Source organism: uncultured Thermosynechococcus sp., assembly GCF_938074695.1.
Taxonomy (GTDB): Bacteria; Cyanobacteriota; Cyanobacteriia; order Thermosynechococcales; family Thermosynechococcaceae; genus Thermosynechococcus.
This window is the reverse complement of the sequence record NZ_CALJEM010000039.1, coordinates 20115-36140: the sequence shown is the minus strand read 5'-3', so window position 1 is coordinate 36140 and position 16026 is coordinate 20115. Positions and strand designations below refer to the sequence as shown.

11 protein-coding genes and 1 pseudogene are annotated in these 16026 nt (G+C 53.9%); 8 read left to right on the top strand and 4 right to left on the bottom strand.

Annotated features, from left to right (window positions below; all coding sequences use genetic code 11):
* Window positions 1-87: 87 nt before the first annotated feature.
* Window positions 88-362, bottom strand: a pseudogene (locus Q0683_RS11045) (restriction endonuclease); the annotation flags it as partial.
* Between the two features lie 91 nt (window positions 363-453).
* The gene (thiO, locus tag Q0683_RS06625; protein WP_298614407.1) at window positions 454-1596 is read right to left on the bottom strand and encodes a glycine oxidase ThiO; all 1143 of its coding nucleotides are present in this window, start codon (window positions 1594-1596) and stop codon (window positions 454-456) included.
* A 148-nt stretch (window positions 1597-1744) separates the two neighbouring features.
* On the opposite strand from thiO, the gene Q0683_RS06620 reads away from it, so the two are divergent.
* The 7 genes from Q0683_RS06620 (at window position 1745) to hmpF (ending at window position 11883) form a co-directional block, all read left to right on the top strand.
* Window positions 1745-2254 carry a TIGR02652 family protein gene (locus Q0683_RS06620; protein ID WP_298614409.1) on the top strand — a complete coding sequence of 170 codons (510 nt, stop codon included), beginning with the start codon at window positions 1745-1747 and terminating at the stop codon, window positions 2252-2254.
* Complete coding sequence (gene thiL, locus Q0683_RS06615; protein ID WP_298976911.1) at window positions 2254-3243, top strand: thiamine-phosphate kinase; 990 nt, start codon at window positions 2254-2256, stop codon at window positions 3241-3243. The genes Q0683_RS06620 and thiL overlap by 1 nt, the downstream gene beginning before the upstream one ends.
* Window positions 3244-3466: 223 nt before the next feature.
* Window positions 3467-6886 (top strand): phycobilisome rod-core linker polypeptide, encoded by a 3420-nt coding sequence (locus Q0683_RS06610; RefSeq protein WP_298976909.1) that lies wholly within the window; start codon window positions 3467-3469, stop codon window positions 6884-6886.
* 249 nt (window positions 6887-7135) lie between these two features.
* Window positions 7136-7888 carry a response regulator transcription factor RpaB gene (rpaB, locus tag Q0683_RS06605; RefSeq protein WP_298617187.1) on the top strand — a complete coding sequence of 251 codons (753 nt, stop codon included), beginning with the start codon at window positions 7136-7138 and terminating at the stop codon, window positions 7886-7888.
* An 18-nt stretch (window positions 7889-7906) separates the two neighbouring features.
* Window positions 7907-8707 carry a hypothetical protein gene (locus Q0683_RS06600; RefSeq protein WP_298614418.1) on the top strand — a complete coding sequence of 267 codons (801 nt, stop codon included), beginning with the start codon at window positions 7907-7909 and terminating at the stop codon, window positions 8705-8707.
* A 5-nt stretch (window positions 8708-8712) separates the two neighbouring features.
* Window positions 8713-9909, top strand: coding sequence for a homocysteine biosynthesis protein (locus Q0683_RS06595; protein ID WP_298976916.1), 1197 nt, complete (start codon window positions 8713-8715; stop codon window positions 9907-9909).
* Between the two features lie 288 nt (window positions 9910-10197).
* Complete coding sequence (gene hmpF / locus Q0683_RS06590) at window positions 10198-11883, top strand: pilus motility taxis protein HmpF (protein WP_298976905.1); 1686 nt, start codon at window positions 10198-10200, stop codon at window positions 11881-11883.
* Window positions 11884-11886: 3 nt separating this feature from the next.
* Here hmpF and Q0683_RS06585 read toward each other — a convergent pair whose 3' ends face one another.
* On the bottom strand, window positions 11887-12939 hold the full coding sequence (locus Q0683_RS06585; RefSeq protein ID WP_298976903.1) for a tetratricopeptide repeat protein: 1053 nt from the start codon (window positions 12937-12939) through the stop codon (window positions 11887-11889).
* Window positions 12940-13200: 261 nt separating this feature from the next.
* On the opposite strand from Q0683_RS06585, the gene Q0683_RS06580 reads away from it, so the two are divergent.
* A complete protein-coding gene (locus Q0683_RS06580; protein ID WP_298976901.1) occupies window positions 13201-15195 on the top strand; it encodes an elongation factor G in 1995 nt (664 codons plus the stop codon).
* On the opposite strand, the gene Q0683_RS06575 is transcribed toward Q0683_RS06580, so the two are convergent.
* Window positions 15192-16022: a glycosyltransferase family A protein gene (locus tag Q0683_RS06575; RefSeq protein WP_298614426.1), complete on the bottom strand. Its 831-nt coding sequence runs from the start codon at window positions 16020-16022 to the stop codon at window positions 15192-15194. The two genes, Q0683_RS06580 and Q0683_RS06575, sit on opposite strands and share 4 nt — an antisense overlap.
* Window positions 16023-16026: the final 4 nt, after the last annotated feature.

The following is a 16026-nucleotide window of genomic DNA, read 5'->3' as shown; positions in this document are numbered from 1 at the left end:
ACAGTTCTGACTCTTTACCTAGGAGGCATGCAAGAGCCGTTAAATCGAGCAAGTTCAGGAGTTCTGCCGTAATTGGTCGCTTTGTCTCCCAAAAAAGCGTTGAGCAGATCTGAAAGGACACGATGATTGCGGTTGCTTTATGCTTGTTACTTTCATGTCAACTGCAAGCTCAGGAAAGTCTATCCCACTTGCAGAACTTCCTTCCTCGAATTCATACTTTTCACAGAGGTAAGACTTGAACTTGTGCTCGAAATACGTACCAACTGCTTTCCCATCAGTAACGCCATACAATGTCGGCTCTCGATGTCGGCAAATGTCTGCGCTTCTGTCTTCAAAATTTCTAGTGTCAACGGCACTTTCATGACTTCCCCTTGCCACTTGCATTAGCTGAGCTAAATTCGCATCAAACAGACCAGAGACCATTTCAAAAAAATCTAAAAATAGAATACGAGGTTATGAGCAGAGACCGTCTGATCTTGGTGGGAGATTAAATCGCTGCCATGAAAAGGCTTTGAGGTGGCGATCGCCCCTCCGGTGCAAAATTAAATTGGCCATCAGCTTCGCCGTAATCGGGGCAAGTAAAATCCCATTACGGTAATGCCCCGTTGCTAGGTAAAGATTAGCCGCCGGCCCTTCTCCCAAAATGGGCAAGTCATCGGGAGTGGCTGGACGATAGCCCCACCACGTATCAATCACCTCGTAACGCGCCAATTCTGGAATAATGGCAGTTGCCCGATTCAGGAGTGCTTGCAGGCCAGCAACCGTGGTTCCCTCTTGAAAACCGACATCTTCACTGGTGGCACCCACCACCAGTTTGCCAGAGCGGCGCGGCACAAGATAGAGCTGATCGCCAAAGATTACATGATTCAGGAGGGGTTGGCCGGGCGGCTTCAGTGCCAACATTTGTCCCTTGCGGGGGGTGACGGGCAGGGGAAGGAGGCTGTGTGTCCATGCCCCTGTGGCTAGAATGTAGATGCCCGCAGACCAACGCCCGCGATCGCTCTCTAACGCGGTAATGTCCCCTTTGCGGCTTTGCTGAAACCGCTGAACAGTAATGCCCTCAATCACCTCGACGCCCAGAATCCGAGCGGCGCTCACCAAAACCTTGGCTAAGTTGCCCGTATTCACCTGTCCATCTTGGGGAAACCACCAAGCCCCTAGCACCGTCGGCGCAAAGCCCGGCTGATAGTTCACCAGTTCAGACGCATCTAACCAGCGGCTGTCGGGTTCCATAGGGTGGGTGCGATCGCGCTGCCGCTCATCGGTCACCGGTGCCAAAATCCCACAGGGCCAGTAGCCGGCATCCATGCCCGTCAGTTGCTCGAGCTTATCAATCCAACTGGGATAGAGATTGCGGCTGGCCGTACACAGATTCCACATGGCGCCTGCCGGTAGACCTTCTGCTTGGGGGGCTAACATTCCCGCTGCCGCATGGAGCGCTGCTTCGCGAAACTGGCGGCTGAGCACGGTGGGTCGCGCCCCCCGCAATGCCAATTCGATGGCGATCGCCAGCCCCATGGTGCCGCCCCCAATAATCAAAATGTCCCGTTGTTCATCCCCAAGGAGCATTCTTGACGCTTCAATCCCAATTGACACATTTCTTTATCTTGGCATCTGCCACCCCTTAAGGGTAGCCCAAACCACCCGCCTGAGGGGGAACGGCGCTTTGTTTTTCCTCCTAAAGTCAACTCGTTATAATAAGGGCGATCGCGGTGGATTTACTGCCGCTGTGTGGTAACTATCCATGATTTCATCCGGCTCTCACTACCCGATCTTTGGTCCTGAAATTCGCTGTCCTCACTGTCGGCAAGTCATTCCCGCTCTGACCCTCACCGATACGTATCTGTGCCCGCGCCACGGTCCTTTTGAAGCGGATGCCAAGACTGGGGAGTTGATGCATTTGCAATCGGGTCGCATTTGGCGCCTCTGGGAAGGGGAATGGTATCGCCAGCACACCCACCCTGACGGGATTCGCTTTGAAATCCACGATGCCCTTGATCGCCTCTACGCCCAAGGCTACCGTGCCACTAAAGTCATTATTGCCGAACGCTATCGTGACCTTTTCTATGCCTACCTCGAACGCAGTACCCCTTGGCGCGGCTCCACGGATCCGCAAACGCTCCGCCTGTTTGGGTTGCCCGTTGAGTTTAGCCCCCCGGCTAGCCAAGAGGAGCGCTGGGATGTGATTAACTTCGATCTGGAAAAAGAACCCGGTGCCTCTATTCGTCCCCCCTATTTTCGGATGTTTGACTAGTGCTACTTACCCTCGCCGACTGTGGCGAACTGGAATTGATTGCCCGCCTGCGTCCCTACTGCCACAGGGAATTAATTGGGGATGATGCGGCGGTTTTGACGCCGCCAGCAGGTGAACAATTGGTTGTCAGTACAGATGTGTTGGTGGAAGGGGTGCACTTTAGTTTAGGCATGGCCGATGTTCCGCTAACGATGACCCCTGTCGATGTGGGCTGGCGATCGCTGGCCGCCAATTTGTCAGACCTTGCTGCAATGGGGGCGTTGCCCTTGGGTCTAACCGTGGGCCTAGCGGCTCCGCGCGAGTGTCCTGTGGCAACAATTGAGGGTATTTACCAAGGGATGGCTGCCTGTGGTCAGGCCTACGGTGCCAGTATTATCGGTGGCGATACCTGTCGTTCCCGTGTCCTAAGTCTCAGCATCACGGTTTTGGGCAGTGCCCCTGCGGAACGAATTATTTATCGCGATCGCGCCCGAGTGGGGGATGCGATTGTTGTAACGGGTGTTCATGGTGCCTCCCGTGCCGGCCTAGAGTGCCTTTTGCATCCCCGGTGGGCAAGCACTCTACCTGAGGAACTGCGGCAAGCGTGGATTCAGGCTCATCAACGTCCCCGACCCCGCTTGGATATTGTCCAGTGGCTCCGTCAGCAAGTGTGCCCTCCTCGCATTGCCGGCATGGATAGTAGCGATGGTCTGGCCGCAGCGGTCTTGCAAATTTGTCAAGCCAGTGGGGTAGGCGCCGTTCTTTGGGGAGAGCAGATTCCAATGGTGGGCTATGGCGATCGCTCCCAAGCATTGAGCTGGGCACTGTACGGCGGTGAAGATTTTGAACTCGTCTTGTGTCTTGCCCCAGAATGGGCTGAGAATCTCTGTAGGGCAGCAGGTGATCAAGCCGCCATTGTTGGCGAAATTACCCCTGACACGATGGTTCAACTTCAGCTCAATGGGGAAGTATTGCCACTACAAGCCGATCAACTTTTTCAACACTTTTAGGCATCGGTTGCCTCCCGTAAAGCACAGCTACAGTGCTAAGGAGGAGCATCAAGACAGGATGTAGCCGTCAAGAAATATTACAAAAATTCATAAAATTTCGGGGCGATCTCCGAGAAATCCCCATAAAATTTATACATTTCTTAAAAAAAGACCGCGCCATCCCCGAATCGTTCTAATCTAAGTTAGCGCGTTAACTAAAAGTAAAGGGAGCCTCTTAGTAACCATGGTTGTCAAAGCAAGTGGTGGAAGCTCGGTTGCCCGCCCGCAACTTTATCAAACCGTCCCCGTTTCAACGATTATTCAAGCCGAACAGCAGGATCGCTTCCTGAATCGGGGTGAACTGGACGAACTCGCTGTTTATCTGCGCTCCGGGGCAAAACGCCTTGAAATTGCCACCACCCTCACCCGCAACGCCGACATCATCGTGTCCCGTGCTGCTAACCGCATCTTTGTTGGTGGTTCCCCCATGGCCTTCCTCTCTCGCCCCCAAACTGAAGAAACCTCCCAATTCACCACCGGGGCGAGGGGCGAAGCCATTGACATAAAAGAAGCCATGAAACTGGGAACTGCCACCTATGTGGACACCCGTGGTGGATTCCTCGAAGGATTGCGCTCCATCTTTAGCGCCTCCGGTGATGGTGCGCCCGTGGGCTTCAAGCCGATCAACATTGCCCGCTATGGACCTGCTCGCATGGAAAAATCCCTGCGCGACTTGGATTGGTTCTTGCGCTATACCACCTACGCCATTGTGGCCGGCGATCCCAACATTTTGGCAGTGAATACGCGCGGCTTGCGGGAAATCATTGAGGCTGCGTGCTCCGCCGATGCCACCATTGCTGCCTTAAAGGAAATGCGGCGGGCGGCTCTCAGCTACTTTGAAAAGGATCCCGAAGCTAAGGGCATTGTGGAAACCTACTTTGAAGTTCTGATCAACGAATTTATTGCCCCTGCTCCCTCCGATAAAGTGCGGCAGCGCAACTCCACCGATCTTCAAGGATTGAGACTACCGCAAATTTACTACAATGCTGCCGAACGCCGTCCCAAATTTGTGATGAAGCCGGGGCTATCCGCTGCCGAGAAAAACGAAGTCGTCAAAGCCGCCTATCGGCAAATTTTTGAGCGCGACATCTCCCGTGCCTATGGTTTGGGTCTCTCTGATCTTGAATCCAAGGTGAAAAATGGCTCCATCTCCATGAGGGAGTTCATCCGCCAACTGGCCAAGTCGCCCCTTTACCGCAAAAACTTCTACGAACCCTATATCAATAGCCGCGCCCTAGAGCTGGCCTTCCGCCATATTTTGGGTCGTGGGCCCTCTAGCCGCGAGGAAGTGCAGACCTACTTTGCCATTCTCTCTAAAGGGGGTCTCCCTGCCCTAGTAGATGCCCTTGTGGATTCCAAGGAATACAGTGACTACTTTGGCGAAGAGACGGTGCCCTATCTGCGGGGTCTGGGTCAAGAGGCTCAAGAGTGCCGCAACTGGGGTGCTCAACAGGATCTCTTCAAGTACAGTGCTCCCTTCCGCAAAGTCCCGCAATTCATTACCACCTTTGCCGATCAGGATCAACCCCTGCCGGATCAACACCCCTACGGTGCGGGCAACGATCCCTTGGAAATCCAATTTGGTGCCATCTTCCCCAAAGAGAAGAAAAATCCCAGCGCTCGTCCCCAGCCCTTCAACAAAGATACCCGCCGCATTCTCATTACGCGCGGGCCGGGGATCAACAATCAGGTGAGCAATCCCGCAGCGCGTGGAGTCGCCCCCGGCACCCTAGGGCCAAAAGTCTTCAAACTGGATCAGCTTCCCAGCATCAATGCCCGCATTGGCAAACGCTCGATTGCCACAGGCGGCGACAGTGTCAAGTTTGCTGAAAGCTCCACCCAGCGGGTGATTCGTGCTGCTTATCTGCAAGTCTTTGGCCGCGATGTCTATGAAGGGCAGCGCCAAAAAGTGGCCGAGATCAAGCTCGAAAACGGGGAAATCTCCGTCCGTGAATTTGTGCGGATTTTGGCCAAATCGAACCTCTTCCGCAGCCTTTACTGGACCCCCCTGTACGTCACTAAAGCGATTGAGTACATTCACCGTCGCCTCTTGGGGCGTCCCACCTATGGTCGCCAAGAGATGAATGCCTACTTTGACATTGCCTCGAAGAAGGGTCTCTACGGCTTGGTGGATGCAATCATTGACAGCCAAGAGTACAGTGAAGCCTTTGGCGAAGACACGGTTCCCTACGAGCGCTACATTACGCCCAAAGGTTTGGCAATGCGATCATTGCGAGCCGGCACGATTGGCGAAACCGGTGTCCTGCCCCAAAAAGAAGAAGTCCCCCGCTTTGTCCAGCTAGGAACCGTCACCGAACTGCGGACAGAACCAGCCATTCAGTTCCGTGTCAATCAAGGGGTGAGCAAGCGCCGCGAGCAAACTAAAGTCTTCAAGCTCACGGATCTCAACGACAAGCAAAATCTGCAACTGGTAATTCAGGCCGCCTATCGTCAGGTCTTTGAGCGGGATGTGGCTCCCTACATTGTCCGCGATGAATTTACTGCCCTCGAATCGAAACTCAGCAACGGTGAGATTACGCTCAAGGAGTTCATCGAGGGTTTGGGTTGTTCGGAACTCTATCAGAAGGAGTTCTACACCCCCTATCCCAACACCAAGGTGATCGAACTGGGCACCAAGCACTTTTTGGGTCGGGCACCCCTCGATCAAGCGGAAATCCGCCGTTACAACCAAATCCTCGCCACCCAAGGCTTAAAGGCTTTTGTCCAAGCCCTGGTCAGCAGTGCAGAATACGCTGAAGTCTTTGGGGAGGATACGGTGCCCTATCGTCGCTTCCCCACCTTGCCGGCAGCCAACTTCCCCAACACTGAGAAATTGCACAATCAACTCACGAAGCAAAGTGAGGCGATTGTTGTGCCCAGTTTTGCGCCGGTGAAACCTCGCCTTGATAATACGAAGCTGCCGCTTCTCAGTCGGGCGATCGCCGAGCAAGAGGCCAAAGCGCGTCAAGCGGATCCCAGCAAACCCCGCTTTATTGAATTGGGACGCTCCTTCCGTAACGGCGATGGTCAATCGGTGGAAGTGGGGGTTGGGACTACCCGTCGCCGTCCCGCTCGCATTTTCCGCATGACGGTGGGTGCCCCTAGTGCTGAGGTGGAGCTGGTGATCAATGCCATCTACTGTCAGGTGATGGATGTCTTCAGTGGTCAAGTGCCCAGCCAGTTTCGCCGTCCCGACCTAGAAAGCCGCCTGCGCAACGGTGAAATTACCGTCCGCGAGTTTGTGCGCACCTTGGCCAGCTCAGAGATCTATCGCAACCGCTTCTATACCCCCTATCCCAACACTAAGGTAATTGAATTCCTCTTCCGTCACCTCCTCGGTCGTGCTCCGGCCACCCAGGCGGAAATTCGCCAATACAACAAAATCTTGGCGGATCAAGGCCTCAAGGCGGCGGTCGAAACAATGGTGAATAGCCCTGAGTACAGCCGCTACTTTGGTGAAGATGTCGTGCCCTACAAACGCTTCCCTACGCTGCCAGCGGGCAACTACATTGGCAGTGTCAAAGCCAATGCCGACTTGGTAAAGCAATCTTGGTCGAGCCTCTCGCCCTCGTTGGTGGGGATTCAGCCGAGCCGTCGCGGCTAGGGAACGCTTCCCCTAACCACTTATGAATCAATACACTAGCGGATGCTCTTGCAGGGGTGTCCGCTTTTTTGTTGGGCAAGACCGCGTTAAAATATACTAAAGATTTTCAATTCTGAAAAACCCGTAAAATCCCGTCCTAGGCAGGGCTGGAAGCCTTTCTATGGCCAGTAAAAAAATGATAGAGTACAAAAAATTCCCATTTTAATTTCTATCCATTACTGTCCTCATTAAGTAGGAGTGTCCGTTACTTTGGAGAGCCACAAAGACCACAAAGAAAAGATACTCGTCGTGGATGATGAAGCGAGTATTCGCCGAATTTTAGAAACTCGGCTGTCAATGATTGGCTATACGGTCGTCACTGCTGCCGATGGCGAGGAAGCCCTGACCACCTTTCGGCAGGAGCAGCCGGATTTGGTGGTGCTGGATGTGATGATGCCCAAACTAGATGGCTATGGCGTCTGTCAAGAACTGCGCAAAGAATCCGATGTCCCTATCATTATGCTCACTGCCCTTGGCGATGTCGCCGATCGCATTACGGGGTTAGAACTGGGCGCCGATGATTATGTGGTCAAGCCCTTTTCCCCCAAAGAGTTGGAGGCCCGCATTCGCTCAGTGCTGCGCCGTATCGAGAAAACCACTACCTCCGGTATTCCCAGCTCCGGGGTGATTCAAGTGGGCAATATTCGCATTGATACCAATAAGCGGCAAGTCTATAAGGGGGATGAACGCATTCGTCTCACGGGCATGGAATTTATGCTCTTGGAATTGCTGGTGAGTCGCTCTGGTGAACCCTTCTCACGGGGGGAAATTCTCGAGCAGGTGTGGGGCTATACCCCAGAACGCCACGTAGATACGCGGGTAGTGGATGTTCACATTTCCCGCTTGCGGGCTAAGCTAGAGGAAGACCCCAGTAATCCAGAGTTGATTTTGACGGCACGGGGAACGGGGTATCTCTTTCAGCGGATTACCGAGCCGGGAGAAGTAAGCAACAAAAATCCCTAACGGGCCTGAGGGTGAGCCATGAATAAACAACGCCGGCACTGGTCAGAGATTTGGGGGCTAGGTCTGACGGCGGTGGCCTTAGGGATCGTTGCCTTTATGCAGCAGGATGCCCTGCGGCAGTTACAGATCCAAGCGTCAGAACAACTCACCGATGCCGAATATGAGCGCCAGAATGCCCAAACCATTACCCAAATGCGGCTTTTGGCTAACCTACCCTCCTTTGGTTTTGACACCCTAGTTGCCGATTGGGCATTTTTGCAATTTCTACAGTTTTTTGGTGATTCCGCTGCCCGTCAAGTCACGGGTTACGATGAGGTGCCTGTTTTCTTTGAGGTCATTATTGCAAAGGATCCCCGCTTTGCCCAAACCTACCCCTACCTTTCGACGGCAATTACGGTGTATGCAGGACAGCCGCAAACCTCTGTGGCTTTGATGGATCGGGGTCTGGCGGCTATGGATCCCGCCTATCAACCGACGGCCTACTTGGCATGGGTGTTTCGGGCGATGGATGAATTCCTCTTTTTGGGCAAGGGGCTGGCGGCAGCAGAGTCCTACGATCGCGCAGCAGCTTGGGCAGAAATGAATCCGGATCCCCAGGTACGCGATGCAGCCCCCTATTATCGCTCTTTGGCACAAACTCTGCGGCGAAATCCCGACAGTCGGATGGCTCAGATCAATGCGTGGATTTGGGCACTGGTGAATGCAGTGAGCGATCGCTCGCGGCAAACGGCGATAGAGAATATTGAACGCCTAGGGGGCAAGGTCTCCCGCCTCCCCGATGGCACTTGGCAAATTCGCCACCCTGAGGATCTGCGGTAGTGCCCGTGGAACGCACAATTCCCGAAATAAATGAAAAAATTAAGGCGGGTAAGGCCACGGTTTGGACGCTGGCAGAACTCAAAGCCCGCCTTGAAAGCCTGAGCACTGCTGAAGCCACCCGCCAAGTGGATGTGGTGACAACGGGTACGTTTGAACCCATGGAGTCTTCGGGGGCAATCATTAATTTGGGGCCAACAGACCCTCCGATTAAACTGCGGCAGTGCTGGCTGGATGGCATTCCTGCCTACAGTGGTTTTGGGGCTGTGGATCTCTATTTGGGAGCAGCTCAATCCCCTGACCCCAATTCTGAGGGGGGTGAAGCGGACAGTCTGCGGGAACGGGGGGGTGGCCATGTGATTGCCGATTTGATTGCCGGCAAAGCCATTTCCCTGCGGGCAGTGGGTCATGTCACTGATTGCTATCCCCGTGCCAGTTTAGAAACTGTGATTAGTAAAGAGACAATTAACCAGTTTTATCTGTATAACCCTCGGAATCTTTATCAAAATTTTATTGTCGGTGTCAATGGGGGCGATCGCCCCCTCTATACCTACCTTGGGCCACTCCAACCGCAACTGGGGAACGCCGTCTATGCCTGTGGCGGTGCCCTCTCACCTCTGCTGAACGATCCCTACTTGCGACTGGTGGGAATTGGCACCCGCATTTTTCTTGGCGGCGGCATTGGCTATGTAGCGTGGGAAGGCACCCAACACTTCCCCTTACAAAAACGGTTGGCCAACGACACTCCCATTGGACCCGCCGCCACCCTTGCCCTTATTGGCGATGCCAAACAAATGGATCCCTTTTGGGTGCGGGGTTGCTATTTCAAGCACTATGGGCCTTCCTTGATGCTGGGGGTAGGTGTTCCGCTCCCCGTGTTGGATCAAGAGGTCATCGCCCGCTGCGCCATTCGCGATGAAGAAGTGGTAGCGCCGATTATTGACTTTTCCATTCCTCGCCGCGTGCGTCCCACTTTTGGCATGGTTAACTATGCACAACTGAAGTCAGGCAAAATCAAGATTGAAGGTAAAACCGTGCGCACGGCTCCCCTCGCCAGTCTCTACTTTAGTCAGCGGATTGCCGAGATTCTGAAGGACTGGATCCAAACAGGTCGTTTTACCTTGACAGAACCCATTGCTCCATTGCCCCGCGATCGCACCTTTTTGCCGCAGCAACCTTGGATACCCGCTACCAGTGATGATTAGCCTGCTTTCGGCAACAATCCTCTCGCTATAATGGAGAGGCGTTGAACCACCTTGCCCTTGGCAATTTTCTAGTTCCCGACCCATTGATTCAAGCCCCTGATGAACTCTCACCGCTGGGTGTTTAGGTGTTTAATAGAATGGAAGAGATATAAGAGTTTTGAAGGAGCGCGATCGCTGGTAAACGCAAAACTGCATCCTTCATGAATTTCAATCCGCCATGCGTATTATTACGGTTGTCATTGGTTCCGTTCTATGTCAGTCTCAGCATTAGGGTAGAGGTCAAAGGCTGTGCAGTATCTCGCCGAGGTCATTAAGAAAACGGGTTTCATGGGGACGAAATCCGAGTTGAAATTACTCATGCGCGAGCAGTCGGGTTACTGGCACCCCGTCCCCCAAAACGAAGAGACGATTCCCTTTGACAATAGCCGTGACTACGGCAACGGCGTGCTCGTCTTTGTGGAAATGGCTGCCAACCGCCAAATTCGCAATGTGGATGAGGCGTCTCGCCGTCTTATAGGTATCTTGCACGGCTTCACGCGGATGCGGGAGCGCTTTCAAAGCCAAGAGGAAGAGATTGAAGGTTGGAAGCAATCCTTATCCTACCAAGCGGAGGCTCTCAATCAGCGGGAACAGGAATTTGAGCAACGCAAAGAAGAACTGCAAGAACTCGAAGCCCGACTCGCGGGTGCTGAGGAGGAATTGGCGCAACTCAACAAACTGCGGGAGGAATTGACTGCCGAGGAACAGCGAATTCAAGCAGAGCGCCAAGCCCTTGAAAACTTACGCCACCAAGTGCACCAAGAGCAGCAGCGCTGGGAACAATTCAAGTCTAGCCACAGTGTTGGCTTATCACCAGAACAAATTCGCCAAGTAGATTCAATTTTGCAGCAATTGGCGGAGAGTCTCAACAGTGGTGGGCATCCCCAAATCACGGAGTGCTTTCAGAGTCTAGATCAGCAGCAGGCTCTGCTCAACCGGTACTGGCAGCAACTGGAGCAACTAGAGCAGGAGGTCAGTCAGCGCCAAGCTGCCCTAGAGGAGCAACTTCAGGCCTTTCAGAAAAAGGAAGAGGCGTGGCGCACCGCTCAGGAGCAATTTTGGCAAGACAGTCGGGCGATCGCCCTGCAGGAGGAACTCTGCCGCTACAAACAATCTGTCCTGGAAAAAGAACGCCACCTCCTTGCTCAACAAGAGGAAATGATCCAGCAAATGCGCCAAGCCATGGTGAGTGAGCTTACAGAGGCAGTGGATGTCAATGCCCTGATGAAAATGCCCATGGAGGAACTGGAAAAAGAAGTGGCCAACCGCGGCAATGACCTCAAGCGCGCCTCTGCCTTTGTCAACGATGAAGAAGAAGAGCTGAAGATGGCTCTAGAGTCCTTGGCAGAACTGGAGCAAAAAGTCAAAGAAGCCAGTGACTTCGATCGCCTACAACTGGCGGGGGAATTGGAGGACGAACGCCAGCGCTGTAATCTGCTCAATCAGGCCCTTGAAGGACAGCGGCAACATATCCGTGAAAAAGAAGCAATCTACAAAATCCACAAGCAAGTGCTAGAGGCACGCAAGGATCCTGCTTCCCAACAGGGCATTAGCCTCATTCCCATTCTCAGCGAATTGGAGTGCCAGTTTCAAGAGTACAGCGTGGCCGTCAATCAACTGGCGGAGGAATTACAACAGGCCTATACCGACTTAGAAAGTCTGCGTCACGACCTCGAAGAACGCCGCAAGCTACAACAGCAGCAAAAAGATCAACTTAACCAAGAAGAACAGATACTGATTGAAGAGCAACGGTTGTTGGCTGCGAAGCGAGGACAGGCGACTCTATTGCGGGAAATTTTACAGCCTGTTCAAGATCGCCTCAATTACTTGCGCCAAGCTCTAGAGGGAATCAACCAAAATATTCTCAATGGCCGTCCCACTGCTCTCATTTCTGAGTTACAGCAAGTGGTCATGAACCTAGGTCAAGGGGCTTAACTGCTAATTGTGCTGCCGCATTGCGTCTCGGACTTTGGTTTCGCCAGCGGGATTATTTTGCTCACGGTAGAGCTTCAGGGCCATTTGATAGGCACTGTGAGCCTCCTGCCGTCGGCCTTGAGCTGTCAAAGCTTTCCCCAAGTAGTAAAAGCCATCGGCATTTGTTGGGCTGATCTGCGTGGCTTGACGATAAATTGCCACCGCTTCAAGGGAATTATTTTGCTGCATTAACAGCTCACCTAAGCTGAAGTAGGTGGCCACCCGTTCGGGTTGCAGAGGGATCAAACGGCGGTAAGCTTGAATGGCGCGCTCGGGTTGATTGGCAGCAACGGCAAGTTCTGCGACTTGTTGAAGTAGATCCGCATCTCGCTGCCCCAAGTTAGCTGCGCGATCGATGGCCTGCCAGCCTTGGCTAGAATCCCCAGCGGCAAGAAGCGCCATCCCCAAGTGGAGTTGAATGGAGGCATTGCCAGGGGCAAGGGTTGCCGCCTGTTGTAGATAACTGATGGCTTCGGGGAGATTGCGTTGTTGAAGCAGCAAAACACCTAATCCCTTTTGAGCTGCCCAATTGCGAGGGTCAAGACGGAGGGCAGAGCGGTAGGCCTGTATGGCGCCTTGGGGATCCCCCATGCGGGCAAGAATCACCGCCAATCCTTCATAGGCTTGGGCATTACGGTTATCGAGGCGAATCGCTTGGCGATAGGCGGCAGCAGCACCTTGGTTTTCCCCCATCATCCCCAGACTGTAGCCGAGGGCATAGTAAAAATCAGCGTTTTGTTGATCCAGCTCAATGGCGCGTTGGTAGGCACGAGCGGCTTCAGCAAATTGTCCCTGCCGGGCATAGATGTAGCCGATGGCAGAATGCACGCGAGGATTACGGCTCTCGCTCTGTAGCAGTTGCTGATAAATGGCCAAGGCTTGGGCATAGTTCCCTGCTTCTACTAGCCGTCGCCCTTCCTGCATCAGCGTGCTGACGGGGCTATTGGCGTGGACTGGCGATGCCATCCAAAGGCCAAGACTGGCAATACTTGCCCACAAAAGGGAATTGACGCGCATCGTAAGTGAGTCCTCCTCGCAAACGTTAACCGTAACTTAACGGTTGTTTACAGCTCCTTAAGAGATACTGCAAATTCCGCCAAGGGCGATCGCCAAGAGTTAAGAGATGTAGTAAGGCAAACTACAGCCCTTTTCTAGGGAGTACATCAAAGGAAGGGGAGCCTCTTTTGGGGTGGTTTTCACAGCTTTAAGGGAAAAGGGCTGCAAAGGTCTATTTTGGACAATTTTGGCCACAATGGCAAATCAAAAGGGAGGTGTCCGATGGCGAGACGATGCAACATTGCCCTGGTGGGCAGCTACAACAGTGGCAAAACAACCCTCGCAGAAAGCATTTTGCGCCTTACCCACGCCACCAATGGCAAGGCCAGTAGTCTTCTGGATACCAGTCCTGAGGCGCGCGATCGCCGGATGGGGGTAGAGCTGAATGTGGTTCATACCCAGTATGGGGACTTGGATCTAGTCCTTCTCGACTGTCCTGGCTCAGTGGAGTTGCTCCAAGAAACCCTCAATGCCCTAGTCGGTGTGGATATGGCGATCGTGGTCTGTGAACCCCTCAGCGATCGCGCCTTTACCCTAACCCCCCTGTTCAAATTCCTCGACGACTGGCAAATTCCCCACCTCCTCTTTATTAACAAGATGGAGCGTGCCCACGACCCCTATATGGAAATCCTCGCCGCCTATCGCCAAGTTTCCAGCCGTCCCCTTGTCCCCCATCAGTACCCCATTTGGCAGGGGGATGATCTTTTGGGCTACATTGACTTGGTGACGGAGCAGGCCTATCACTACCATGCGGGGGCAGCGGCAGAGTTAGTCCCCTTTCCTTCTGAATTGCAAGCCCTCGAACAGGCCGCACGGGCGGAGCTACTGGAGGCTCTGGCCAACTATGACGATCATCTCCTAGAGGAACTCCTTGAGGATATTGCGCCCCCGGAAAGTGAAATCATGGCAGATCTGCGCTGGGAGTTGGGAGCGGATTTAATTGTGCCCGTCTTCTTTGGCAGTGCGCAAACGGACTACGGTGTGCGTCCTCTATTGGCAGCTCTTGATCGCGAAGCACCCAATGCCACAGAAACTGCTGCCCATCGCCAGATCAAGGGCGAGGAGCCGCTTGCCCAAGTGCTAAAGACCTTCTATCTCCCCCAAGGGGGCGGCAAGCTCTCCCTCGTGCGGGTATGGCAGGGCACGTTGACCGATGGGATGAGCCTGAATGGGGTGCGCGTGGGGGGCATCTACCGTGCCCAGGGCACACAGCTAGCATCGCTGGGGCAGGCAACAGCAGGTGACATTGTTCTTTTGGCGCGGCTAGAGGGTATTCGTACAGGTGAGACCCTCAGTGTCAGTGGTCAGGCGGCACCTCTGCCCTGTGCGCCGCAACTGGAACCCGTCTATGCCTTGGCTATTGCCCCCAGTAAACGCAGTGATGAGGTAAAGCTTACCAGCGCGTTGCAAAAACTGCTGGAGGAAGATCCGGGGCTGCACTGGGAACAGCATGGCGATACCCATGAGATTATTCTCTGGGGACAGGGTGACATTCACTTGCAGATTGCCCTCGATCGCCTGCGCCGCAAGTATCACCTACCGATGCAAACCCATTTACCCCCAGTCCCCTACAGGGAAACCATTCGCCGTGGGATAAAAAACAGCCATGGTCGCTATAAGCATCAAACGGGGGGGCATGGCCAATTTGGCGATGTGTACCTTGATATTGCTCCCCTAGAACGCGGCAGCGGCTTCCAATTTAGGGAAACTATTGTCGGCGGCGTTGTTCCCAAGCAATATATCCCCGGTGTCGAGCAGGGGGTGCGGGACTTTCTCAACCAAGGGCCGTTGGGATTTCCAATCGTAGATGTGGCGGTGACCCTTACCAATGGCTCCTACCACGCTGTGGATAGTTCTGAGCTGGCCTTTCGCCAAGCGGCTCGCCTTGCCATGCAGGCAGGAATTCCCTGGTGTGAGCCGCAACTCCTAGAACCCATCATGGCGGTGCAAGTGTGGATGCCCCAAGCCTTTACGGCTAAGGTGATGCAGGCCTTGACGGGGCGACGCGGTCAGGTCTTGGGCTACAGCAGTAAGGAGGGTTGGCCCGGCTGGGACCAGATTGAGGCTTATTTACCCCAAGCGGAAATGCATGACTTCGCGGTGGAGTTGCGCTCCCTAACCATGGGCAGCGGTGGCTTCCATTGGCAATTTGATCACCTGCAGGAAGTACCGGAAAAACTGGCTGCGACGATTGTTCAGCGCCACAAAAAAGCCTAGGCTACTAGTTGAGCCGCCTTGGCCTGCAATTCCTGAAGTCGTGTGGCCATGATCTGCTGAATTTGGGCTTCCTGCTGGCGATCGCTCGCATCCAGGTCGTCGGCTACCGTGCCCGGAGCGGCTTGGAATTTCTTGAGCTGGCGATCAAAGAAACTGTTGGGGAAGCGGCGGTACTCCACTGTTTGCTGCTCAAGGCGGGCGGTGTAACAAAACTGGTGCAACCAATGGGCATAGGCCACATCCTCAGCCCCATAACGAAACCGGCGGAAGACCTCATCTTCAGGAAAGCCGCCAATAAACTCATGGACTTCGCGGCGCACCCCCAAATTGAGAACCAAGGTGTGCTCTAGGGTTTTGTGCCAGTAGGGATGCAGGCGATCGCGACAATAGACTCCCGTGCGCACGGCACCAAAATAAGCTGGGGCATAGGGTTCCGGTAGAGGTTGATTCAACACCGATAGGGCTAAAAACAGGTGCTCAGGGCGGTACAGATCATCGGCATCACAGAAAAAAATCACCTCTCCTTTGGCCAAGCGAACTCCCATATTCCGCGCGGCGGCAATGCCAATGTTGATGGGCCAGCCCACTACCTGCAGGGGCACCGTATTTGGCCATCGCTTAACCGCCACATCACAGGTGGCATCCGTTGAGCCATCACTGACAAGGATCAATTCCCCCGCGGTAGCGTAGGGAAAGTGCTGCTGTAGATAGTGGCAACTGGCGGCAATGCTTTCAAGAGTTTCCCGAAAGACGGTTTCTCCCCGCTGGGTGATCACATTGTAGGCGGGCATCACAATGGAGAAGGAACGCAGGCCAGCAAGTTCCACAGCA